This is a genomic window from Jatrophihabitans sp. (genome assembly GCF_036000465.1).
GTDB lineage: Bacteria > Actinomycetota > Actinomycetes > Mycobacteriales > Jatrophihabitantaceae > Jatrophihabitans.
The window spans coordinates 110758-132193 of record NZ_DASYFV010000013.1; the positions used below are offsets into that span (position 1 = coordinate 110758).

At 70.1% G+C, this 21436-nt stretch carries 19 protein-coding genes; 17 read left to right on the top strand and 2 right to left on the bottom strand.

Annotated elements, in window-relative coordinates:
• The first annotated feature begins 24 nt into the window (after positions 1 to 24).
• The 3 genes from VGN18_RS04925 to VGN18_RS04935 all read left to right on the top strand — a co-directional run bounded on the left by VGN18_RS04925 (position 25) and on the right by VGN18_RS04935 (position 4775).
• The gene (locus tag VGN18_RS04925; protein ID WP_327538532.1) at positions 25 to 3435 is read left to right on the top strand and encodes an error-prone DNA polymerase; all 3411 of its coding nucleotides are present in this window, start codon (positions 25 to 27) and stop codon (positions 3433 to 3435) included.
• Positions 3432 to 4382 (top strand): radical SAM protein, encoded by a 951-nt coding sequence (locus tag VGN18_RS04930; protein ID WP_327538533.1) that lies wholly within the window; start codon positions 3432 to 3434, stop codon positions 4380 to 4382. Before VGN18_RS04925 ends, VGN18_RS04930 begins: the two co-directional genes overlap by 4 nt.
• A 66-nt stretch (positions 4383 to 4448) precedes the next feature.
• Positions 4449 to 4775: a hypothetical protein gene (locus tag VGN18_RS04935; protein WP_327538534.1), complete on the top strand. Its 327-nt coding sequence runs from the start codon at positions 4449 to 4451 to the stop codon at positions 4773 to 4775.
• Between the two features lie 329 nt (positions 4776 to 5104).
• On the opposite strand, the gene VGN18_RS04940 is transcribed toward VGN18_RS04935, so the two are convergent.
• Entirely contained in the window at positions 5105 to 5719 is a 615-nt protein-coding gene (locus VGN18_RS04940; protein ID WP_327538535.1) for a TetR/AcrR family transcriptional regulator, read from the bottom strand.
• Between the two features lie 58 nt (positions 5720 to 5777).
• Here VGN18_RS04940 and VGN18_RS04945 point away from each other — a divergent pair, with 58 nt between their 5' ends.
• From VGN18_RS04945 to VGN18_RS05010, 14 genes are all read left to right on the top strand, one after another.
• Positions 5778 to 6620 (top strand): alpha/beta hydrolase, encoded by an 843-nt coding sequence (locus tag VGN18_RS04945; RefSeq protein WP_327538536.1) that lies wholly within the window; start codon positions 5778 to 5780, stop codon positions 6618 to 6620.
• A gap of 84 nt (positions 6621 to 6704) precedes the next feature.
• Complete coding sequence (locus VGN18_RS04950; RefSeq protein ID WP_327538537.1) at positions 6705 to 7151, top strand: CBS domain-containing protein; 447 nt, start codon at positions 6705 to 6707, stop codon at positions 7149 to 7151.
• Between the two features lie 139 nt (positions 7152 to 7290).
• Complete coding sequence (locus VGN18_RS04955; RefSeq protein ID WP_327538538.1) at positions 7291 to 8925, top strand: GspE/PulE family protein; 1635 nt, start codon at positions 7291 to 7293, stop codon at positions 8923 to 8925.
• Positions 8926 to 9188: 263 nt separating this feature from the next.
• Positions 9189 to 10322: a type IV pilus twitching motility protein PilT gene (locus VGN18_RS04960; RefSeq protein WP_327538539.1), complete on the top strand. Its 1134-nt coding sequence runs from the start codon at positions 9189 to 9191 to the stop codon at positions 10320 to 10322.
• A 4-nt stretch (positions 10323 to 10326) separates the two neighbouring features.
• Entirely contained in the window at positions 10327 to 11574 is a 1248-nt protein-coding gene (locus VGN18_RS04965; RefSeq protein WP_327538540.1) for a type II secretion system F family protein, read from the top strand.
• Positions 11574 to 12800, top strand: coding sequence for a hypothetical protein (locus tag VGN18_RS04970; RefSeq protein WP_327538541.1), 1227 nt, complete (start codon positions 11574 to 11576; stop codon positions 12798 to 12800). Before VGN18_RS04965 ends, VGN18_RS04970 begins: the two co-directional genes overlap by 1 nt.
• A 142-nt stretch (positions 12801 to 12942) precedes the next feature.
• On the top strand, positions 12943 to 13425 hold the full coding sequence (locus VGN18_RS04975) for a prepilin-type N-terminal cleavage/methylation domain-containing protein (protein ID WP_327538542.1): 483 nt from the start codon (positions 12943 to 12945) through the stop codon (positions 13423 to 13425).
• Between the two features lie 131 nt (positions 13426 to 13556).
• Positions 13557 to 14012 carry a type II secretion system protein gene (locus tag VGN18_RS04980; protein ID WP_327538543.1) on the top strand — a complete coding sequence of 152 codons (456 nt, stop codon included), beginning with the start codon at positions 13557 to 13559 and terminating at the stop codon, positions 14010 to 14012.
• A complete protein-coding gene (locus VGN18_RS04985) occupies positions 13997 to 14713 on the top strand; it encodes a prepilin-type N-terminal cleavage/methylation domain-containing protein (RefSeq protein WP_327538544.1) in 717 nt (238 codons plus the stop codon). The genes VGN18_RS04980 and VGN18_RS04985 overlap by 16 nt, the downstream gene beginning before the upstream one ends.
• Positions 14710 to 17688, top strand: a complete 2979-nt coding sequence (locus VGN18_RS04990) for a hypothetical protein (RefSeq protein ID WP_327538545.1) — start codon at positions 14710 to 14712, stop codon at positions 17686 to 17688. Before VGN18_RS04985 ends, VGN18_RS04990 begins: the two co-directional genes overlap by 4 nt.
• 64 nt (positions 17689 to 17752) lie before the next feature.
• A complete protein-coding gene (pilM, locus tag VGN18_RS04995) occupies positions 17753 to 18778 on the top strand; it encodes a type IV pilus assembly protein PilM (protein WP_327538546.1) in 1026 nt (341 codons plus the stop codon).
• Positions 18778 to 19506 carry a hypothetical protein gene (locus VGN18_RS05000; RefSeq protein ID WP_327538547.1) on the top strand — a complete coding sequence of 243 codons (729 nt, stop codon included), beginning with the start codon at positions 18778 to 18780 and terminating at the stop codon, positions 19504 to 19506. Before pilM ends, VGN18_RS05000 begins: the two co-directional genes overlap by 1 nt.
• Before the next feature lies 1 nt (position 19507).
• Complete coding sequence (locus VGN18_RS05005) at positions 19508 to 20224, top strand: hypothetical protein (protein ID WP_327538548.1); 717 nt, start codon at positions 19508 to 19510, stop codon at positions 20222 to 20224.
• Positions 20221 to 20766 carry a hypothetical protein gene (locus tag VGN18_RS05010; protein ID WP_327538549.1) on the top strand — a complete coding sequence of 182 codons (546 nt, stop codon included), beginning with the start codon at positions 20221 to 20223 and terminating at the stop codon, positions 20764 to 20766. The genes VGN18_RS05005 and VGN18_RS05010 overlap by 4 nt, the downstream gene beginning before the upstream one ends.
• A 3-nt stretch (positions 20767 to 20769) precedes the next feature.
• Here VGN18_RS05010 and VGN18_RS05015 read toward each other — a convergent pair whose 3' ends face one another.
• Positions 20770 to 21414, bottom strand: coding sequence for a PH domain-containing protein (locus VGN18_RS05015; RefSeq protein ID WP_327538550.1), 645 nt, complete (start codon positions 21412 to 21414; stop codon positions 20770 to 20772).
• Positions 21415 to 21436 lie beyond the last annotated feature (22 nt).

Consider the following 21436-nt stretch of genomic DNA (forward strand, 5'->3'; position numbering starts at 1 on the left):
GAACGTCTGATCTATTGTCTCGGAATGGGTTGGGAGAATCCGGAGATCCCGTGGCGGGAGCTCGAGCGGCGGCTGTCCGGCCGCCCGGCTCCGGCCGATTCGCGCGATCCGGCCCTGGCCGGCGACGGTGGCGACTCCCCCGCCTGGTCACGCAAACGCGAGCACTACGTCGCCGCGCCGGTCGAGCGGCCGACCACCCGGGTGCCCTACGCCGAGCTGCACGCGCACTCGTCGTTCAGCTTCCTCGACGGCGCCTCCTCACCCGAGGAGTTGGCCGAGGAGGCCGTGCGGCTCGGGCTCGAGGCGCTGACCCTCACCGACCACGACGGCGTCTACGGCCTCGTCCGCTTCGCCGAGGCGGCCGAGGCGCACGGGCTGGCCACGGCGTTCGGCGCCGAGCTCTCGCTCGACGTCCCCCTGCCGAGTTCGCTGGCCGAGCGGTCGATCGCAGCGAGGGTCGGCGTCCCCGATCCACCGGGCGAGCACCTGCTCGTGCTCGCCCGCGATCCGACCGGCTATGCCGCGATGTCGCGCGCCATCGGCACGGCGCACCTGCGCGGCGGGGCGAAGGGACGTCCGGTCTACGACGAGCTCGAGGATCTCGGCGCGCTGGCCGACGGGCACTGGCTGGTGCTCACCGGCTGCCGCAAGGGTTCGGTGCGGCAGGCGCTCGACCGCGGCGGCCCGGTGCGCGCGCGGCGTGCGCTCGACCGCCTCATCACCTGCTTCGGGCGCGAGAACGTCGCCGTCGAGCTGATCCACGAGCTCGATCCGCTCGCCGACGAACGCTTCGACGCGCTGGCCGAACTCGCCGACACGGCCGGGTTGCCGATCGTCGCCACCACCGCGGCGCACTACCACGGGCCGCCGCGCCGACCGCTCGCCACGGCGCTGGCCGCGGTGCGGGCGCGCTCGTCGCTCGACGAGATCGACGGCTGGCTGCCGTCGTGGTCGGGGCAGCACCTGCGCAGCGGCGACGAGATGGCCGCGCGCTTCGCCCGCTGGCCCGGGGCGGTCGACAACGCCGTCCGGCTGGCCCGCGAGATCACCTTCCCGCTGCAGCTCATCGCCCCTGACCTGCCGCCGTTCCCGGTGCCGGCCGGGCACACCGAGATGACCTACCTGCGCGAGCTCACCTACGCCGGCGCGGCGAAGTGGTTCCGCGGCAAGCCGCACGAGACCGAGGCGTACGCGATGATCGAGCACGAGCTCGCGATCATCGAGGAGCTGCACTTCCCCGGCTACTTCCTCGTCGTCTGGGACATCGCCCGCTTCTGCCGGTCGAAGGGCATCCTGTGCCAGGGCCGGGGCTCGGCCGCGAACTCGGCCGTCTGCTACGCCCTCGAGATCACCGCCGTCGACGCCGTCTACTACGGGCTGATGTTCGAGCGCTTCCTCGCCCCCGAGCGGGGCGAGCCGCCGGACATCGACCTCGACATCGAGTCCGACCGCCGCGAGGAGGCGATCCAGTACGTCTACGAGCTGCACGGACGCGAGCACGCCGCCCAGGTCGCGAACGTCATCACCTACCGGCCGAAGTCGGCGGTGCGCGACATCGCCAAGGCCCTCGGCTACTCGCCGGGCCAGCAGGACGCGTGGAGCAAGGAGATCGAGCGCGGCTACTACTGGAACCACACGACCGACAACGGCACGCTGCCGCCGACGACGATCACCACCGAGCAGGAACTCGCCGACGTCCCTGACCTGGTCGTGCGCCTCGCGGCGGAACTGCAGAACGCACCGCGGCATCTCGGCATCCACTCCGGCGGCATGGTCATGTGCGACCGGCCCGTCATCGAGGTGTGCCCGGTCGAGTGGGGACGCATGGCCAACCGCTCGGTGCTGCAGTGGGACAAGGACGACTGCGCCCAGATCGGGCTGGTGAAGTTCGACCTGCTCGGCCTCGGCATGTTGTCGGCCATCCAGTACTGCTTCGCACTGATCACGCAGCACCACGGCACCACCTACGAGCTCGCGACCATCCCGCAGGAGGCGCCGTGCGTCTACGACATGCTCTGCGCCGCCGACTCGATCGGGGTGTTCCAGGTCGAGTCCCGCGCGCAGATGGCCACGCTGCCGCGGCTCAAGCCGCGCACCTTCTACGACCTCGCCTGCGAGGTGGCGCTCATCCGTCCCGGCCCGATCCAGGGCGATTCGGTGCACCCGTTCATCCGGCGCAAGAACGGCGAGGAGGCCGTCACCTACCCGCACCCCCGGTTGAAGGTCGCGCTCGAGCGGACGTACGGCATCCCGCTGTTCCAGGAGCAGTTGATGCAGATCGCGGTGTCGGTGGCCGACTTCTCGCCGGCCGAGGCCGACCGGCTGCGCCGCGCGATGGGGTCGAAACGGGGCAAGGACAAGATCGAGGCGATGCGCATCCGGCTCTTCGACGGCATGGCCGGCAACGGCATCACCGGCGCGGTCGCCGAGCAGATCTACGAGCGCATCAAGGCCTTCGCCGCGTTCGGGTTCGCCGAGTCGCACTCGATCTCGTTCGCGTTGCTAGTCTACGCGTCGTCCTGGCTCAAGCTGCACTACCCGGCCGCATTCTGCGCCGCGCTGGTCAACGCGCAGCCGATGGGCTTCTACTCGCCGCAGTCGCTCGTGCACGACGCGAAGCGGCACGGCGTCGAGGTGCGCTCACCGTCGCTGGCCGAGTCACTGGCCGGGGCATCGCTGGAGCCGGCCGACGGACCGTCGCAGTGTGCCTGCCTGGACGCGCCGCAGCCGGCCGTGCGGCTCGGGCTCTCCTCGATCCGCACGATCGGCACCGAGCTCGCCGAGGCGATCGTCGCCTCGCGCGAGGCCGGCGGGCCGTTCACCTCGATGAGCGATCTCTCGCGCCGGGTCGGGCTCTCGGCCGACCAGATGGAGGCCCTGGCCACCGCGGGGGCGCTCGACTGCTTCGGCGGCACGCGCCGCGATGCGCTGTGGGGGGCGGGTGCGGCGTCCACCGCGCGGCCGGGCCAGCTCGACCTCGCCACCTTCGACGAGAAGGCGCCCGCCGCCCTGCCGGCGATGACCGCGCCCGAGCAGCTGATCGCCGACATGTGGGCCACCGGCGTCACCCCTGAGCTGTACCCGACGGCGCTGATCCGGCCGCGGCTCGACGCGCTCGGCATCGTCACCGCGCGCGGGTTGCGCTCGATCGATAACCGCACCCGGGTCACCGTCGGCGGCGTGGTCACGCACCGCCAGCGCCCGGCCACCGCCCGCGGCGTCACGTTCCTCAACCTCGAGGACGAGACCGGAATGGTCAACGTGATTGTCGAAGAGGCGGTGTGGCACCGCTACCGTCGCGTCGCTCGCGAGTCGGGCGGGCTGCTCATCCGCGGCATGCTCGAGAACACCAGCGACGGCGTGATCAACGTGCTCGCCGAACGCATCGACCGGCTTCACCTCGGCCTGCACACCCGGTCCCGGGATTTCCGGTGACGTTCCGCTGGAAGGTCGCCGACGACGGGGAACCGGCACTGTTCGGGGTGGACGAACTGCTGGCCCCCGAGCGCGGGACCGGCCGGCTGTCCGGGCTCGAGTTCCTGCACGTCACGGCGAAGCGGGTGCTCAACCAGGTGCCGGAGCAGTCCCGCGCGCCCTTCCGCTGGACGATCAACGTCTACCGCGGCTGCACCCATGCCTGCGCCTACTGTTTCGCTCGTCCGACCCACGAGTACCTCGGCCTGAACATCGGTGAGGACTTCGATCGCAAGATCGTCGTGAAGCTCAATGCGGTGCAACGGGTGCGCGCCGAACTGGCCGATCCGCGCTGGGGCGGCGAGTCGGTCGCGATGGGCACGAACACCGATCCGTACCAGCGGGCCGAGGCGAAGTACCGGCTCACCCGCGGCGTCGTCGAGGCCCTGACCGAGCGCGCCAACCCGTTCTCGATCCTGACCAAGTCGCCGCTCGTCATCCGCGACCTCGACCTCCTCGCCGAAGCCGCGCGGCGCACCGAGGTGTCGGTCAACTTCTCCGTCGCCACCCTGGACGAGCGGGTGTGGCGCGCCACCGAGCCGGGCAGCCCCCACCCGCGTCGTCGGCTCGACGCGATGGCGAAGCTGGCCGCGGCCGGGGTGCGCACCGGCGCGCTCGTGGCGCCGGTGCTGCCGCGGCTCAGCGACTCCCCGACGCAACTGCGGGCCGTGGTCGAGGCCGTGCGCGACGCGGGCGGCGACCTGCTCGGCATCGGCCCGCTGCACCTGCGCGGCGCCGTGCGCGACCACTTCCTCGACTGGCTGCAGGGCTTCGACCCGCTGCTCCACGCCGACTACCTGCGCCGCTACGCCGACGGCGCCTACGCGCCGAAGCGCTACGCCGAGGACCTCTACGCGCGCGCCGGCATCACCGACCGGCCGACCTCGATCTACCGCTCGACCCGCTGAGCCTGCCCAAACGATCTTCATGCCCTGACGGCAGCGGGGCCGCAGACCCGAAGTCCGAGCGAGCGGGTGGCAGTCATCGACTGCGGTCCGCGCGCCGTCCTGACTTCGCTCTCCGCCGCCTCGGCGTGGGGATTGACCGGATGGCAGCGCGACGAGGTGCACGTCCTGGCCCCCGGCGGCGCCACGAACCCGCACCTCGACGGGCTCGTGCTGCACCGCACGCGCGACCAGGAGCGAGCCGACATCGCCCCGCACCGGCGCCTTCACCGACTCGCGCCCGCCCTGCTCGTCGCCGCCGCGAGCCTTCGATCCGAGCGACCGGGCTGCGGTCTGCTCGCTGCCGGCGTGCAGCAACGGACGACATCGCCCAGGGCGCGCAGGCGCTCCGCGTGATCGATCTCGTCCGCCTCTGCCGGCGGTTCGGACTCCCGGAACATCGCCAGACGGTCCCGTACCGATCGGTTCGGACGACGTCGCTACCTCGACGTCGAGTGGCGACTTCCGGACGGGCGCGTCGTCGCGGTCGAGATCGACGGGGCGCTGCACCTGTCGCCACTGCGCTGGGTCGACGACCAGCTTCGCCAGAACGAGGTGGTGATCGGCGGAACGCTCGTGCTCCGCTTCGCACGTGCGCTCGGCGTGCCGTTTCCGAAACTGATGGTCATGCTCCTACGGACTCTCGACCTGGTCACAGCATGAAGATCGGGTTCAGGGGGGCCGCCTCAGGTCGGCGGGTCGACGGCGAGGGCGTCCATCAGGCCCTCCAACACCGCACCGACCTCGCGCCGCGCCCGCGACGGGTCGTCGGACTGAGCGACGAACAGCGCGGCCTCGTCGAGCGCACCGATGAGCACGTGCGCGAGCGGTTCGGACGGCTGGTCGGCGATGCGACCGACCGAGATGGCGTACTGGACGAGCGACTGGACCAGCCCCAGGCCGTAGCGCAGTCCGATCTCGCGCCAGCGGGCCCACCCGAGCACGGCCGGCGCCTCGACCAGCACGATGCGCTGCGCCTCGGGCTCGGCGCACGCGTCCAGCCACACGCCCGAGCCGAACTTCATCAGCGCGATCGGGTCGCTCTCCCCCGCGTCCGACACCGCGGCGTCGATGCGAGCGGTCATCTCGGCCTCGACCGTCTCGAAGACCGCGGCGAACAGGTCCGTCTTGTCGGCGAACTGGTGATACATCGCGCCCCGCGTCACCCCGGCCGCCGCGACGATCGCCTCGGTACTCACCGCCGCGAAGCCGTCGGCGGCGAACAGCGGCCGGGCGGCGCGTACCAGCGCATCGCGGGTCGCCGCGGAGCGGGACGCCTGCGTCCTCGGGTTGTCTTTCATACAGGCAGTACGTATGTTAGTTCCAGCACGATCCGAACCTATCGCGAGGAGCAGCGTCATGCCGACCGTCGACCTTCCGCAGGGCCGCGTCCACTACCGCGAGTTCGGCCCGACCGACGGCCCGGCGGTCGTCCTCGTGCACGGCCTGCTGGTCACCGGGGAGCTGTGGACCCAGGTCGCCGAGGCACTCGCCGGCGCGGGCATCCGCAGCGTCGTGCCCGATCTCCCGCTCGGCGCCCACCCGATCGCCCTGAACGACGACGCCGACCTGTCCCCGCGCGGGGTCGCCCGGCTGATCCTCGACCTGCTCGCCGCCCTCGACCTCACCCACGTCACGCTCGTCGGCAACGACACCGGCGGCGCGCTGTGCCAGTTCCTGATCGACGCGGACGCGTCGCGCATCGGGCGACTCGTCCTCACCAACTGCGACGCGTTCGACCAGTTCCCGCCGCCGCCGTTCGGCCTGCTCGTCAAGCTCGGACGCCGCGCCGGGCGGGTGCGCTTCATGGCCAACTCGATCCGGCCGAAGGCGCTGCGCCACTCGATGCTCGGCTACGGCGGCCTGGTCCGCGACAAGCTCGACCCCGAGCTCACCCGGCGCTGGATCACCCCGGCCCTGACCGACGCCGGCGTGCGGCGCGACGCCGCGCGGTTCATGGGCGCCGTCGATCCGCAGGACCTCCTCGACGTCTCGACCCGCCTCGGCGAGTTCACCAAGCCGGTCACGCTGCTGTGGGGCAACGCCGACCGCTTCTTCAAGCTCGACTTCGCCCACCGCCTGCGCGACGCCTTCCCGGACGCGACGCTGGTCGAGATCGAGGGCGCCAAGACATTCGTCGCCCTCGACGAACCGCAGCGCGTGGCGGCCGGGATCCGCGCCGCCTGCGACGTCCCCCGCTGACGGACGGGGCGATTGGACCTAGCCAGGGCCTCGCGACTGCGGCAGGGTGAAAACCCCGCCCCCGAGACCAGTGAGGTGAGCGCAGTGAAGATCTCCGACATCCTTCGCCACAAGCACACGGCCCCCGGAACCAGTGTCGTCACGATCGCACCGTCCGACACCGTCACCACGCTGCTCGCCACTCTCGCCGAACACAACGTCGGCGCCCTGCTCGTCGTCGACCCCGGCGCCGACGGCGCCGTCGCCGGCATCGTGTCCGAGCGCGACATCGTCCGGCGCATCGCCCAGGACGGCGCGCACGTCCTCGAACAGCCCGTCTCGGTGATCATGACCAGCGGCGTCGTCAGCTGCTCGAGCTCGGATTCCGTCGACAGCATCGCCGAGACGATGACTACGCGGCGTATTCGGCATATGCCGGTTATCGACAACGGCATCTTGACCGGAATTGTCTCGATCGGAGACGTTGTGTCCAGTCGAATCCGACAATTGGAGCACGACCGCGGCCAACTGGAGCAATACATCTCGAGCTGACAACGGGGCATCGTCATAATGATCGATCCGAGCTACTCTCGACTCACCCCGACTTAACACGCCTGGATATTCGACGGCAGAGCGTGAGACAGGCGCCGCGATGTATCAGACCTACGGACCGGTGTTGGAGGCTCTGCGCATGCGGGGCGTCAGCACCGCGCTGCTGGCTGCCGCCCTGGACTCCTCCAACGAGTCCGGCCGCCCACTGCGCGACGTCCTCGTCGACGACGGCCTGGTCACCGAGGTCGAGCTTGCCGAGGCGCTGGCCCTGGCCTACGGCCTGAAGAGCATCGATCTCGGGACCTACCCGATCGACGCCGCCGCGATGGCCAAGATCCCGGTCGCCCTCGCTCGCCGCCACCGCGTCCTCGGCGTCGCGGTCGACGACCAGGAGATCGTGGTCGCCATCGCCGACCCGGCCGACGTCCTCGCCCTGGACGACGTCCGAGCGGCGTCCGGGCTGCGCGTCCGCCCGGTCGTGGTTGCTCGCGACGAGCTGCTCAAGGCGCTCGAGCGCTTCCAGCGCTCGGAGAACGACCTCGACGACGTCGCCGCCAGCCTGGGCATGGACTCCGGCCCGTCGCTCAACAGCGCCCTGGAGTCGGTCGGCGAGGAGACGCCGATCATCCGCTACGTCAACTCGCTCATCGAGCAGGCGATCGACAACCGGGCATCGGACCTGCACCTCGAGCCGAGCGAGCACGAGCTGCGGGTGCGCTTTCGCATCGACGGCGTGCTGCACGAGATCGACACGGTGCCGCGCTCGATCCAGTCGGCCCTGATCAGCCGCCTGAAGATCATGTCCGGCGTTGACATCAGCGAGCGCCGGGTGCCCCAGAACGGCCGGATCACCGTCGACCTCAACGGTCGCAAGATCGACCTGCGCACGGCCACGCTGCCCACCGTGTGGGGCGAGAAGATCGTGCTGCGCGTGCTCGACACCGGCGGCATCGATCTCGAGCTCAAGCGGCTCGGTTTCAGCGAGGCGAACTACGAGCGGTTCTCCACGTCGTTCGCCAAACCGCACGGCATGGTGCTGGTCACCGGACCCACCGGCTCGGGCAAGTCGACGACGCTCTACGCCACGCTCACCGAGATCAGCAAGCCCGAGATCAACATCATCACCGTCGAGGACCCGGTCGAGTACCGGCTGCCCGGCGTCAACCAGGTGCAGGTCAACCACAAGGCCGGCCTGACCTTCGCCGCGGTGCTGCCGGCGATCCTGCGCTCGGACCCCGACGTCGTGCTCATCGGCGAGATCCGCGACCGCGTCACCGCCCAGCTCGCCGTCGAAGCCTCCCTGACCGGTCACCTCGTGCTCTCGACCCTGCACACGAACGACGCGCCGTCGGCCGTCACCCGGCTCGTCGAGATGGGCATCGAACCGTTCCTCGTCGGCTCGTCGCTCGACTGCGTGATGGCCCAGCGCCTCGCCCGGCGGCTGTGCCAGTGGTGCCGGGCGCCGTACTCGCCGACCCGATCCGAGCTCGGTGCGGCCCGCTGGCCGTTCGGCGAGATCGAGGCGCCGCACGAGCTGCACAAGGCGGTCGGCTGCCGCTCGTGCGCCGGCACGGGTTACCGCGGCCGGATCGCGCTGCACGAGGTCATGTCGGTCAGCGAGGAGATCGAGCGGCTCGCCGTCGACCGCGCGTCGGCCCACGAGATCCAGCGGGTGGCGATCGAGGAGGGCATGGACGTGTTGCGCACCGACGGGCTGCGCAAGGCGGCCGCCGGCGACACCACGCTGGCCGAGGTGCTGCGCGTCGCGGTCTGACCCGCACCGGCGCTCCTTCCGGCCAATGGCGCGTATTCGGACATATGCCGGCGATATATGAGAAGTGCCGATATCAACGTCATTATCGATAAACGTCGCCAGGCGAATTCAAGATCCAATTCCGGCGGCCCGCAAAAAACCTGAAATTGGCCTTTACAAGGATTGTATTTCGCCTACTCGCGACGTAAGGTCGGCGTTAAGTCAATCCCACAACCCCTAGTCGCCTGGTGGGGGCCAGCGACACTCTTGCCGAAGGGCATGACGTGGACGCTCCCTCCTCCACCGCTGTGCGCGAGCCGCGTGGCGAACTGCGCGATGCCCGCAGCGAGATGCGCGAAGTGCTCGACACGATGCTCGTCGCGCTGGTCGACGCCGGCGGTTCGGACCTGCACCTCACCACGAGCGCCCCCCCGTCGATCCGCATCCACGGCGACCTGCAGCCCCTGCCCGACTACCCGGCGCTCAGCCCGGCGGACACCGCCCTGCTCGTCCGGTCCGTGCTCAGCGACGAGCAGTGGGAGAAGTTCGAGCAGACGCTCGAGATCGACATCGCGTACTCGCTGCCCGGCGTCTCCCGTTTCCGGGTCAACTGCTTCCAGCAGCGCAACGCCTACGGCGCCGTCATGCGCGCCATCCCGCACACCATCAAGCCGCTGCACGAGCTCGGCATCCCGTCGCAGATCGCCCGCTTCGCCGCGATGCCCCGCGGCCTCGTCCTGGTCACCGGGCCCACGGGCTCGGGCAAGACCACAACGCTGGCCAGCCTGCTCGACCTCGCGAACCGCACCCGCCGCGACCACATCGTCACCATCGAGGACCCGATCGAGTTCCTGCACCAGCACAACCGCTGCCTGGTGAACCAGCGCGAGGTCGGTGTCGACACCGTCGGCTTCGCCGAGGCGCTCAAGCGGGTGCTGCGGCAGGACCCCGACATCATCCTCGTCGGCGAGCTCCGCGACCTGGAGACGGTGTCGACCGCGCTGACCGCGGCCGAGACCGGTCACCTCGTGCTGGCCACGCTGCACACGCAGTCGGCCGCGCAGACCATCGACCGGGTCATCGACATCTTCCCGTCCCACCAGCAGCAGGAGATCCGGGCCCAGCTCTCGACCGCGCTGCAGGGCGTCGTCACCCAGGCCCTCGTCAAGCGATCCGACGGCAGCGGGCGCACGGTGGTCTGCGAGGTCATGTTCGCGACCGCCGCGATCCGCAACCTGATCCGCGAGGGCAAGAACCACCAGATCCCGTCGTTCATGCAGTCCTCGGGCTCCGACGGAATGCTCACCTTCGACCAGCACCTCGCCGAGCGAGTGCGGGACGGCCAGATCCCGTACGAGCAGGCGATCGGTCTCTGCCACTCGGCCGAGGAATTCAAGCGTCTCGCCGGACGGATGTGATCCGGTGAGCGCCTCGACGAAGACCAGGACCTACGAGTACGTCGTCATCGACCCGCAGGGCAAGAAGAGCAAGGGCAAGGTCGACGCGACGACCGAATCGGCGGCGGCCGCCGCGTTGCGCCAGCAGGGGGTCACCCCGCTCGCGATCTCGGAGTCGGGCAGCGGCCTGAACAAGGAGCTCAGCCTCTTCCCGGGCCGCAGGAAGAAGGTCTCGCTGAAGGACCTCGCCATCTTCGCCCGGCAGTTCGCGACGATGACGTCGTCGGGCCTGTCGCTGCTGCGGTCGCTGGCGATCCTCGAGGAGCAGACCGAGTCGCCGACGCTGCAGAAGGCGATCCGCGACGTCCGGCGCGACATCGAGGGCGGGCTCTCGCTGTCGGTCGCGATGGGCAAGCAGGACATCGTCTTCCCCCGCCTGATGATCGCCATGATCCGGGCCGGCGAGACCGGCGGCTTCCTCGACAGCGCGCTCGACCGCATCGCCATGAATCTGGAGAAGGACGCGAACCTCAGGGCCAAGATCAAGTCGGCGCTGACCTACCCGGTCATCGTGATCTGCTTCAGCCTGCTGATGATCACCGGCGTCCTGATCTTCATCGTCCCGATCTTCCAGAACATGTTCAAGAACCTGGGCGGATCGTTGCCGCTGCCGACGCAGATCATGGTGTCGCTCAGCCACAACATCCTCTGGGTCGGGCCACTGGTCGCGGGCATCGGCATGGTCAGCACCAAGCTGTTCAAGAAGCGGCTGCACGACGACTACCCGACCCGGCTGAAGTTCGACACCTTCAAGCTCAAGCTCCCGGTGTTCGGCAAGCTGCTGACCAAGATCGCGATCAGCCGCTTCGCCCGCAACCTCGGCACGCTGCTCGCGGTCGGCGTGCCGATCATGCAGGCCCTCGACATCGTCGGCGGCACCACCGGCAACGCGGTGATCGGCGAGGCCATGAACGACGTCGCGGCGTCGGTCCGCAACGGCCAGCCGATGTCGACGCCACTGGAGAAGCATGACGTCTTCCCGGCCATGGTCACCCAGATGCTGGAGGTCGGCGAGGAGACCGGCCAGGTCAGCGCGATGCTCGACAAGGTCGCCGACTTCTACGACCACGAGGTCGAGACCGCCACCGAGTCGCTGACCGCCGCGATCGAGCCGATCATGGTCGTCGTCATGGGCGCGCTCGTCGGGGTCATGGTCATCTGCCTCTACCTGCCGATGTTCACGATCTACCAGCACATCCAGGGCGCGGGCTGATGAAGCGCTCCCGAATCCTGCTGGCCGCGGGCACGACGGCGATCCTGCTGTCGGCCACCGCGGCGAACCCGGCCGAAGCCGCGCCGATCACCCCGAGTGCCTCGGGTTACGCATCGGCCGCGAGCACCGGAACCGCCACGCTGGGGGCCACCCTCGCGCTGTCCGGATCGCTCGGTTCGCTGCTCGACGGCCTGATCGGGCCGATCGTCAGCTCGACGCTGAACCCGCTCGTCTCCGCGATCAGCGGCACGGTGAACACCGCCGTCGCGTCGACGTTCGGCGCGGCCAGCCCGTACAACGCGGCGACCGGCAGCGGCACGACCCAGGTGACGACCGCCCCGGCGGCCTTCCCGAACGACACCCTCCCGTCGCCGTGCACCGCCGGCGGCAGCCAGCCCTGCATGAGCGGCGCGAACATCGCCCTCAGCGCCCCGCCGCTCGCGACCGCGCAGGTGGGCACGATCAACGGTTACGCCGAGCAGGTGGCCTCGACCGCCGACGCGACCAGTCCGATCTTCGGACGCGCCGGCGTCGCCAACACCAACGTCTCGCTGCTCAGCGGCGTCCCGACCCTGATCCCGGGGCTGCCCTCGGTCACGAACCCGCTCGTGAACGTGAACGCCGTCGCGGCCAAGTCGAACTGCCCCAACGACGGCGCCACCGGTGCGAGCAAGCCGAAGACCGCACCGTCAGTCGGCATCGAGGGCACCGGGATGTCGCTGCTCGGCGGGCTGATCACCTTCGACGTCGTCGGCACCCAGATCGCCAACCTGAAGGTGAACGGCACCGCCTACGGGACGGTGCTCAACCTGCCGACGCTGACGATCAGCGGCATCACCGTCTCGCAGTACGGCCGCGCCGTGCTGGTGTCGATCCCGCTGACGCTGAACCAGGTGATGGCCGCTCTCGGGATCACCGGCACGCTCGCCTCGAGCCTCACCTCGTACGCCACCGGGTCGACCGTCGCCCTGAACCTCGTCGTCGGCCCGAACTCGACGCTGACCAATCGCACTGCGTCGGCGTGGGGCCTCGGCATCGGCGCCGACCTCTCCGGCGCCCTCACCTTCAACCTGCAGAACCTGGTGACCGCCACCGTCACCGTCCCGTCCGGTCTCACCGGGGCGAACTACGGCAACGTGCTCGACCTGCGGCTGGCCTACACCGCCTGCCAGTCCGGCGTCGTGCTGCCTGCCGTCGTGCCGATAGTCCCCGTAGCGCTCGTCTGATCCCACAACGGTGGCCCCACGCCACCCACAGATTTCCGGTCACCCCACGGACCGGAGAACGGAAACCGGCTACCCCCACGCCGGTAGCCGGTCGGCTTCGCCCGAGGTCGACATCCAACCCCCCAGAGTCCCGGAGGCTCGAATGCTCATCTCCAAGCTCAACGCGATCCGTGAGGAGAAGGACGCGGAGGACCGCGGCTTCACCCTCATCGAGCTGCTCGTGGTCGTCGTGATCATCGGCATCCTCATCGCCATCGCGATCCCGCTGTACCTGAACTACCAGAAGGGCGCGCACGACAAGTCGGCGCAGTCCGACCTGCGCGCGGCGGTCAGCGCCTTCGAGCAGTGCTTCACCGAGAGCAGCAACAGCTACCCGGCGGCGGCGAGCGTCACGGGCAGCGGTGGCGCGGCCGGCACCGACCTGGTGCTCACCTGCGGCACTGTCGCCGCTCCCATCACCGAGACGGCCAAGGCGTCCGACGGCACGATCCTGACGTACACCCCGACCTGCGCCGCGGGCGTCTGCACCTCTTACGTGCTGAAGGCCTACAACACCGGTGGCAACAAGAACACTGCGGCCAGCGCGTACTCGTACGACAGCACCAAGGGTGGCGCGATCCAGTAGTCGCCCCTGACCGGGCCGGGACGGAGGGTTCGCCCTCCGTCCCGGCTCCGGGCCTTCCCCGTCCCTCCCCCTCCGCCGCGGTTTCCCGCGACGGTCCCCCCAGCGCGCCGACCAGCCGAAGGAGGTGCAGCATGACGACGACCAGCCTGATCCGACGGATCCGCGACCGCATCGGCCCGTCCGGGCGTGACGGCGGCTTCACCCTCATCGAGGTCATCGTCGCGTTCGCCGTCTTCGCGATCGTCAGCGCCACCGCGGCCACCGCGATCTACCGCTCGATCCGCACCTCGCACCTGAACCAGCAGCGCGTCGACGCCGCGGCCGTGGCGCAGTCGCTCATCGCCCAGGCCATCGCCCTGGCCAACAAGAACACCGTGGCCACCGAGCCCGGCCACCCGTTCCTTACAACCGTCGGCACCAAGGGCTCGGCCGCCGAGCAACTCACCGCTGCCCGCACCATCACCTTCGACGCCGGTGACACCTGCGCGCCCGGCGTGCTCTTCACCGTCAGCGTCGTCGTCACCCAGGCCCAGAGCGGTCAGTTCCTGGCCCGCAGCGATACGCGGATCGCATGTCCACCCGCGTGATCGCGCGCCTGCGGGACGCGCGGCAGTCGCCCGACGCCGGTCTCACGCTGCCCGAGGTCCTCGTCGCCATGGTGCTCAGCGTGATCATCGGGGCGATGACGCTGACCATGGTCGTCCAGCTGACCGACTCGACCTCGCGCACCACCGACCACACCAACGCGAGCGCGGCCGCGCGCAACGTGCTGCAGTCCTGGACGGCCTACCTCCGCGTCGCCGACGGCCCGACGCCCGGCAACCGGGCGGGGCGGGTCGAGTGGCTGACCGCCAACGACATGTTCTTCTACGCCGACCTGGCCAACCGCTCGATCTCCAGCCCGGGCACGACCGGCACCCAGACGATGTTCTGGCTGCGCCGCGACAGCCTCAGCCAGCTCGTCGAGGAGCAGTTCCCCGCCGGGGCCGCGGCGAACTCGTCGCCGGCGATCTGCCGGATCCTGATGACCAACCTGACCGGGTCGGCACCGGTGTTCGGCGGCTTGACGAGCAGCAACCTGGCGGTGTCGGGCGGGGTCGCACCGACCCCGTCCGGCAACTGCCAACCGCTGCCCGCGCAGCACGGGTCGCAGGACGCCAACTCGAAGGCGACGCTGCTCACCGTCTACAGCGTGACGATCGACTTCAGCGTCGTGGACAGCAAGAAGGCGCACCCCATCGAGTTCACGTCGCAGGCCGTCCTGCCGAGTCTGGGAGTGGTCGGATGATGCCCAGCCTGAGGAACGCACGGCGCCGGGCCGAGCGGCGCCGCGGTGACGACAGCGGCTTCATGATGATCTACGTGCTGATGGTCGTCGGCATCATCACCACGGTCGTCGGCGCGACGCTCACCGTCACCACGGCCACGATCGTCCCGTCGGTGCAGGCGAGCTACAACCAGGCCGCGGACGCCGCCGCGCAGGGCGGGCTGCAGGCCTTCATCGCCTACGTCGACGCGAACTGCGGGGGCGCCACGTCGTCGGTCGCCGCGTGCTCGCTGCCGACGAACTACTCGGGCACGGTGGCGATCCCGACCCCCGGAGCCGCGAGCTCCTACTCGTCCAGCTACTCCTGGCTGGCCGTCAAGGACCCGAGCAACCGCTACTTCCGGGTCAAGTCGACCGGCATCGTCAAGCAGAACGGCATCTCCTCGACGAAGGTCGTCGTCGGCGACATCGTCGGCGGCTCGACGCTCGACCTGCTCGACTACGGCCTCGTCACCGGCTTCGAGTCGCAGTCGTCGGCCACCGTGCTGGGCGACTGGCCGGCCCGCACCATCGCCCTCGACTGCGCCGCCGTCGACGCGGCCGACTACCCGATCAAGGGCGACAAGTGCACGAGCACGACGGACACGTTCCTCAACAGCATCAACTGGAGCGGCGCCTCGCCGGGAACCGCCGCCGGCAAGGTGGCGGTCTGCAACGCGACCTTCGACGCCAAGGGCGGGCGCGGCAACAACACACCACCGAAGGCGCCGAACCCGTACGTCGACTGGACCGAGGCCGGTCTCAACGGCAACAACTACACGAACTTCCAGCCGTGCCAGACGAGCTGGGGCTCGATGACGCAGTTGCGCACCCCCATCGGCAACGGGGCGGACGGCGCCGGCGGGTACTTCTCCAACGACGCCCTGCTCATCAGCAACAGCTACCCGGGCGGTCCCGGCCCGCTGTTCAACCAGCCGGTCGCCACCAACTGGCAGTACACGAGCGCCGACGCCGGGATCTGCGGTCTCGCCCCCAGCCAGAACTACCGCTCGTTCAACCTGCAGTGCGCCGGCTACCCGATCGAGGTCGGGGGCGCGCCGTCGACGGCCTCGAAGTACCCGGCGGTCACGGTCGGCCAGGGTCCGCAGCTGCCCACCGGCAACCCGGTCATCCCGGCGAACGCCTGCATCTACGCCGGCCCGACCCGGGTGCAGATCAACGGCAACACCGCGATCGTCACCAGCCCGCAGACCACGACCGCCTGGATCGCCGCGAACGCCCCGACCAATCCGGCCCAGTGCTACACCGGCGCCACGGCCTCGGGCATGGCCCTGAGCTCGGTCGACCTGACGTCGATCACCGTCCTGGTCGCGAACGACAACGGCAGCGTGCCGAAGACGACGCCGGCCATCGCGCACGGCAGCAGCGGCTGGCCGACGACGGGGCAGAAACTCGGGGCGACCGCGTCGACGAGCAACTCGCTGTTCTACCTGACCAACGCCCCCGCCGGCGGAGCCACGACGACCTACGCCGACGGCGCCACCGACAAGCCCTACACCCCGGCCACCGGAGACAACCCGAGCAGCAAGACCGACGGCGCCTGGACCCCGCAGTGGACCAGTTTCAGCAGTGGCAACAACTGCAACACCAACACGGCGACGACCGATCTGAAGCTGTTCAACTGCTACATCAACCCGGCCGGGTACTCGGCCACCGCGTACTCGACCTTCAAGTCGACGGTCCAGGCCGCCCTCGCGGCCAACCCGCAGAACTACCAGACCGCGGCCCAGCTGCAGACCTACCTGCAGTCCCTCCTCACGCCGGGCAACTCGGCCGACGCCGCGAGCACCGCCCCGACCTACACCGACAACCGCAGCCACCGGTGGAAGGTGAGCGTCGCGACCGACGCGTCGACGACCGACGGTTGCACGCCGACCGGCGGCACCCCGTCGACCACGAACACGGCGATCCCGACCCCGACCGCGGACCCGTTCTTCGCCAACACGCCGGGCAACTCGGCCGTCACCGTCCAGACCGCCACCGCATGCCTCACCGCCAGCATCACCCTGCAGATCGGCACCTGCAACGTCGCCCTGCTCGCCGGCATCTGCGTCAACGTGGGCAACTACGTCTGGGGCAACGGCACGGCCCTGCTCGGCGGCGGACTCTCCGTCCCGCAGTTCAAGGTGACCGCGACGCCGCAGGCCACCACGACCACGACCGTCATCACGACCGCGACCAGCACCTTCCCGTCGATGTCGGATGCGACGCAATACCAGATGGGCAAGAGCGGCACGTTCGGGGCGAGCGGCCCGGGTGACCTGTACATCGAGGGCACGGCGGCCCACACGATGGCCGTCGTGGCGCAGGACGACGTCGTCGTCACCGGCAACCTGAGCGGGACGGTGAACGCGGCGACCAACCGCAGCACCAGCGCCCTGCAGATCATCGGCCAGAACAACGTGCACATCTATCACCCGGTGCAGTGCCGGATCACCAACGCGACCGAGATCGCGACCACCGACCCGGGCTTCTGCCCCGACGACATCACCGGTCTCTACAACTCGATCGTGCCCAACGGGACCCGCCCCGATCAGCAGTACGTCAACATGCGCTCGGACCTGGCCGGCCTCACCATCCGCGGCGTCGTGATGGCGCTCGGCAACGCCGAATCCCACATCACCTGCCCCCAGCCCCCCGGCGGCGGCGGCACCTGCGGCGGCGAGTTCACCGTCGACAACTACAGCCGGGGCGCGCCGCTGTCCTACCTCACCGAGATCGGCACGCTCGCGATGTCGCACCACGCCCCGGTGGGGCAGGAGTGGGAGGTCTCGGACACGACCGGCCAGTCGAGTCGCCCCTACTCGGGCTACGAGATGGCCCAGCAGTACGAGAACCTCAAGGCCCTGCTCGCCGGCGTGTCGGTGCTGCCGACGCAGTCCCCCACGAGCGCCATGTGGCACATCCTCAGCATCTCGACGGGATCGGGCTCGTGAGCACCCCCTGATCCCCGCGACCACCACCGTCTTCCCCATCTGACCCCCCGCAGAAGGAGCCCCCGTGTCAGCCACCACGCTCATCGGCCTCGACATCGGATCGACCTCGATCCGAGCCGTCGAGGCCACCGTCGGCAAGGACGTGCCGGTCATCACCAACTTCGGGCAGGCCTTCCTGCCCGACGGCGCGGTCGAGGGCGGTGTCGTCAAGGACGACCGGGCCGTCACCTCCGCCCTGCGCCAGCTCTGGACGTCGCACAACTTCACGACCCGGAACGTGATCCTGGGCGTGACCCACCAGCAGGTCATCGTCCGCGAGTTCGAGGTGTCGAACCTGCCGGCCAAGGAACTGCGCCAGGCCCTGCCCTTCCTCGTGCGCGACATGCTGCCGCTGCCGGTCGACCAGGCTCTGCTCGACTTCTACCCGCTCGAGAAGCCGGGCAAGAAGGACACCGTGCACGGGCTCGTCATCGCGGCGCCGAAGGAGGCGGTGATCGACACGGTGCGCGCGGTCGAGGCCGCCGGCCTGCACGTGAGCCAGGTCGACCTCGCCTGCTTCGCCGCGCTGCGCGCGTCGGCCCACCTCGCCAACGACACCGAGGCGCTCATCGACATCGGCGCCAACGGCACCAACATCATCGTGCACACCGACGGGGTGCCGAAGATCGTCCGGACCGTCCCGCGCGGCGGGGCCGAGGTCACCAAGATGGTCGCGAGCCGGCTGAACCTGAGCCCGGCCGAGGCCGAGACCATCAAGTGCCGCGTCGGGCTGCGCGAGAGCGACAGCGCCGAGAGTGCCGAGGTGGTCGCCGAGGCGATCCGCCCGCTGATCACCGAGATCCGCGGCTCGTTCAACTACTTCGCCGCCGCGCACCCCGACACCAAGGTGCGCCGGCTGGCTCTGGTCGGCGGGGCGGCGCTGCTGCCGGGCCTGCCCGAGCTGCTGACCCGCGAGCTCGGCGTGCCCGCGTTCCTGTCCGACCCGCTGCAGCGCACCAACGACACCCGCAAGGGCGGCCGGCACGACGTCCTCGGCCGCTTCCGCTCGTCGGCCGCGGTCTCGATCGGTCTCACGTTGGGAGCGGCCTGATGGCCACCACCATGATCCCCGAGCCGGCGGCGGCCCCGGCCGCGTCGACGACCGGATCGGACGGTCTGCGCTTCGTCGCGATCCGGGCCAACCTGCTGCCCGACGAGGTCGTCGCCGGCCGCCGCGCCGACGCCATGCGCAAGCGCGTGCTGGCCGGGCTGGCCGCGCTCGCGCTCGTCCTCGTCGGCGTGTACGCGATCTCGTGGTGGCAGACGGGATCGGCCCAGGACAAGCTCGACTCGGTCCAGCGCCAGGGTGCGGCCCTGAAGAGCCAGCAGCTCGACTACGCGCCGCTGGTGAGCGCGCAGGCCGAGGTTTCGTCGATCCAGAGCCAGCTGGCCCGGCTCATGGCCGGTGACCTGCCGTGGGCGTCGATGCTGACCACGCTGCGGGACACGGCGCCGCCCGGGGTGTCACTGACGCAGGTCGACGGCACGATCAACCAGGGCGCGACCGGGGTCGCGGCCACCGGCGGTCTGAGCTCGCTGAACCAGACGGGACTCACCACCGCCGGCACCATCACCGTCACCGGCAGCGCGAGCGACAAGCCGGCCGTGGCGGCCTACGCGGACAAGCTGTCGCGGGTGAAGGGGCTCGCCAGCCCGTACATCACCTACATCACGGTGAGCGACAAGTCGGTGACCTTCGGGATCACCGCCCTGATCACGAGTGAGGCGCTGGGCGGCCGTTTCGCCACCACCGCACCGACCCTGCCCGGAGGTAAGTGACATGGAGCGGTCGCAGAACGAACGGCTGTGGATGATCGGCGGTGGCCTCGTCGCCTTCGTCGCCATCCTCATCGGCTGGTTCTTCTTCATCAGCCCGCAGCGGTCGGACACCGACAGTGTCAACGGGCAGGCCGACAGTGCCCGGGCCCAGAACGCCGCGCTGCAGCTGCGGATCACCCAGCTGAAGGCGGAGAACAGCAAGCTGCCCACCTACAAGGCTCAGCTCGCGGCGGCCCAGCTCGCGCTCCCCGGCACGAGCGGGCTGTCCGACTTCGTCCGCACCGTGCAGTCGATCGGGAGCGCCACGCAGACCGACGTGAGCTCGCTGGCCATCAGCACGCCGACCACCTCGACGCCGGCCGCCCCGGTGGCGGCGGCCACGGGCAGCGCGGGCCAGCCGGGTGCGTCGACGCCGACGTCCGGGGCCGCGACGACGGCGCCCGGAACCGGAGCCGCGGCGGCGCCGACCGCCTCGGTCTACGCACTGGCGATCACCGCGCAGGCCAGCGGCACCCCGGCGGCCCTGAACAGATTCCTCGCGCAGTTGCAGTCGGTCCAGCCCCGCGCCGTCCTCATCACCGGACTGAACGAGGGCAGCGGCGCGGCTCCGGGGGCCAAGGCCACCACGGCCACGACCACGCTGCAGCTCACCATGCAGGCGTTCGTCGCGCCGTCCATCCCGGTGCCAGGCGCCCAGCTCGGGACGACGCCCAAGTGATCGGCACCGTCCGCACCCGCGCGCTGGCCGCAGTCTGCGTCCTGGCCGCGGTCTCCCCGGCGGTCGCGGGCTGCAGCGGTGGCGGCGCACCGGCGCCGAAGGCCACCAGCGCCGTCGGCGCGATCACGCCCGTGCGCTGGTGGTCGAACGGCCAGGCCGAGGCCGGCAGCACCATCGCGTTGTCGGGACCGGACAGGGCGGCGAAGAAGCTGGTGCCGTCACGTTCGGACTACTGCTCCATGTTGAAGGAGACGGTCGCCGCCGGGAAGTCGATCCTGCCCGGTGTCACCGCATCCGATCCGGCGCTGCTGGCGTCGACCAAGGCGTTCGTCGACGAGCTGCAGCACGTCGCGCCCGCCTCCGTCGCGCCCTCATGGCACGTGCTGGGATCGGCCCTGGTTGCTCTTGTCGGTTCCGGGGGGAATCCGGTGGGAGTGCAAGGGATCGACGCCGCGGCTGTGCAGAGAGCAGGCAGTTTGGTCGCTGCTGATGCCACGCACAGCTGCGGCGTCGATCTGTCCAAGCACAGGCCGGCGGGCTGACGCCTACTGGTTCGGCGGGTATCCCGGCTGGTTCGGCGGATACTGCTGGGTCGGCGGGTACTGGCCGGTCTGCGGGTAACCCTGCTGCGGGTAGCCGCCCTGCTGGGGCGGCCCCTGCTGCGGGTAGCCGCCGCCGTAGGCCGAGCGCGCGCGCCGGTCGCTGTCCTCCTCGATGAGGCGGTTCAGCGTCTGCTGCATGAGGTCCGAGCGTGGGATGTCCTCCAGCGTCTCCTGGCCGTGCTCGCCGGCGGATTCGATGGTCAGCGTGCCGGCCTTCACCATCCGGTCCCAGAGCGACTGGGTGAACGCGACGTCGCTGATGCGCTGCAGCGATATGTCGCGCCCGGTGTGCCGGAAGACGCCGCGGCGGATCAGCACCCGGTGCGAGGTGAACACGTAGTGCGTCGTCTTCCAGCGGATCCACGGGCTGAACGCGAGCCAGCTCAGCAGGAACAGCCCGACGACGATCACGAGAACCACGACCACGAGCTGCCCGGTGCCGCTGTTCGGGGCGTACGCGATGCCGACCCCGGCGGCCGCGCAGATGACGACGAACCACAGCGTGGCGGGCACGAGCGTGATCCAGTGCGGGTGCAGGTGCTCGACGACCTTCTCGTCGTTCGCGAGCAGCTTCTCGGGATAGGCCACGTCGATCCTCCTCGGGACGGTT

Coding starts and splice junctions, on each gene's coding strand:
- VGN18_RS04925 (WP_327538532.1), top strand. CDS start 25: ATGGGTTGGGAGAATCCGGAGATCCCGTGGCGGGAGCTCGAGCGGCGG.
- VGN18_RS04940 (WP_327538535.1), bottom strand. CDS start 5,719: ATGAAAGACAACCCGAGGACGCAGGCGTCCCGCTCCGCGGCGACCCGC.
- VGN18_RS04945 (WP_327538536.1), top strand. CDS start 5,778: ATGCCGACCGTCGACCTTCCGCAGGGCCGCGTCCACTACCGCGAGTTC.
- VGN18_RS04955 (WP_327538538.1), top strand. CDS start 7,291: ATGCGGGGCGTCAGCACCGCGCTGCTGGCTGCCGCCCTGGACTCCTCC.
- VGN18_RS04970 (WP_327538541.1), top strand. CDS start 11,574: ATGAAGCGCTCCCGAATCCTGCTGGCCGCGGGCACGACGGCGATCCTG.
- VGN18_RS04975 (WP_327538542.1), top strand. CDS start 12,943: ATGCTCATCTCCAAGCTCAACGCGATCCGTGAGGAGAAGGACGCGGAG.
- VGN18_RS04980 (WP_327538543.1), top strand. CDS start 13,557: ATGACGACGACCAGCCTGATCCGACGGATCCGCGACCGCATCGGCCCG.
- VGN18_RS04985 (WP_327538544.1), top strand. CDS start 13,997: ATGTCCACCCGCGTGATCGCGCGCCTGCGGGACGCGCGGCAGTCGCCC.
- VGN18_RS04990 (WP_327538545.1), top strand. CDS start 14,710: ATGATGCCCAGCCTGAGGAACGCACGGCGCCGGGCCGAGCGGCGCCGC.
- VGN18_RS05000 (WP_327538547.1), top strand. CDS start 18,778: ATGGCCACCACCATGATCCCCGAGCCGGCGGCGGCCCCGGCCGCGTCG.
- VGN18_RS05005 (WP_327538548.1), top strand. CDS start 19,508: ATGGAGCGGTCGCAGAACGAACGGCTGTGGATGATCGGCGGTGGCCTC.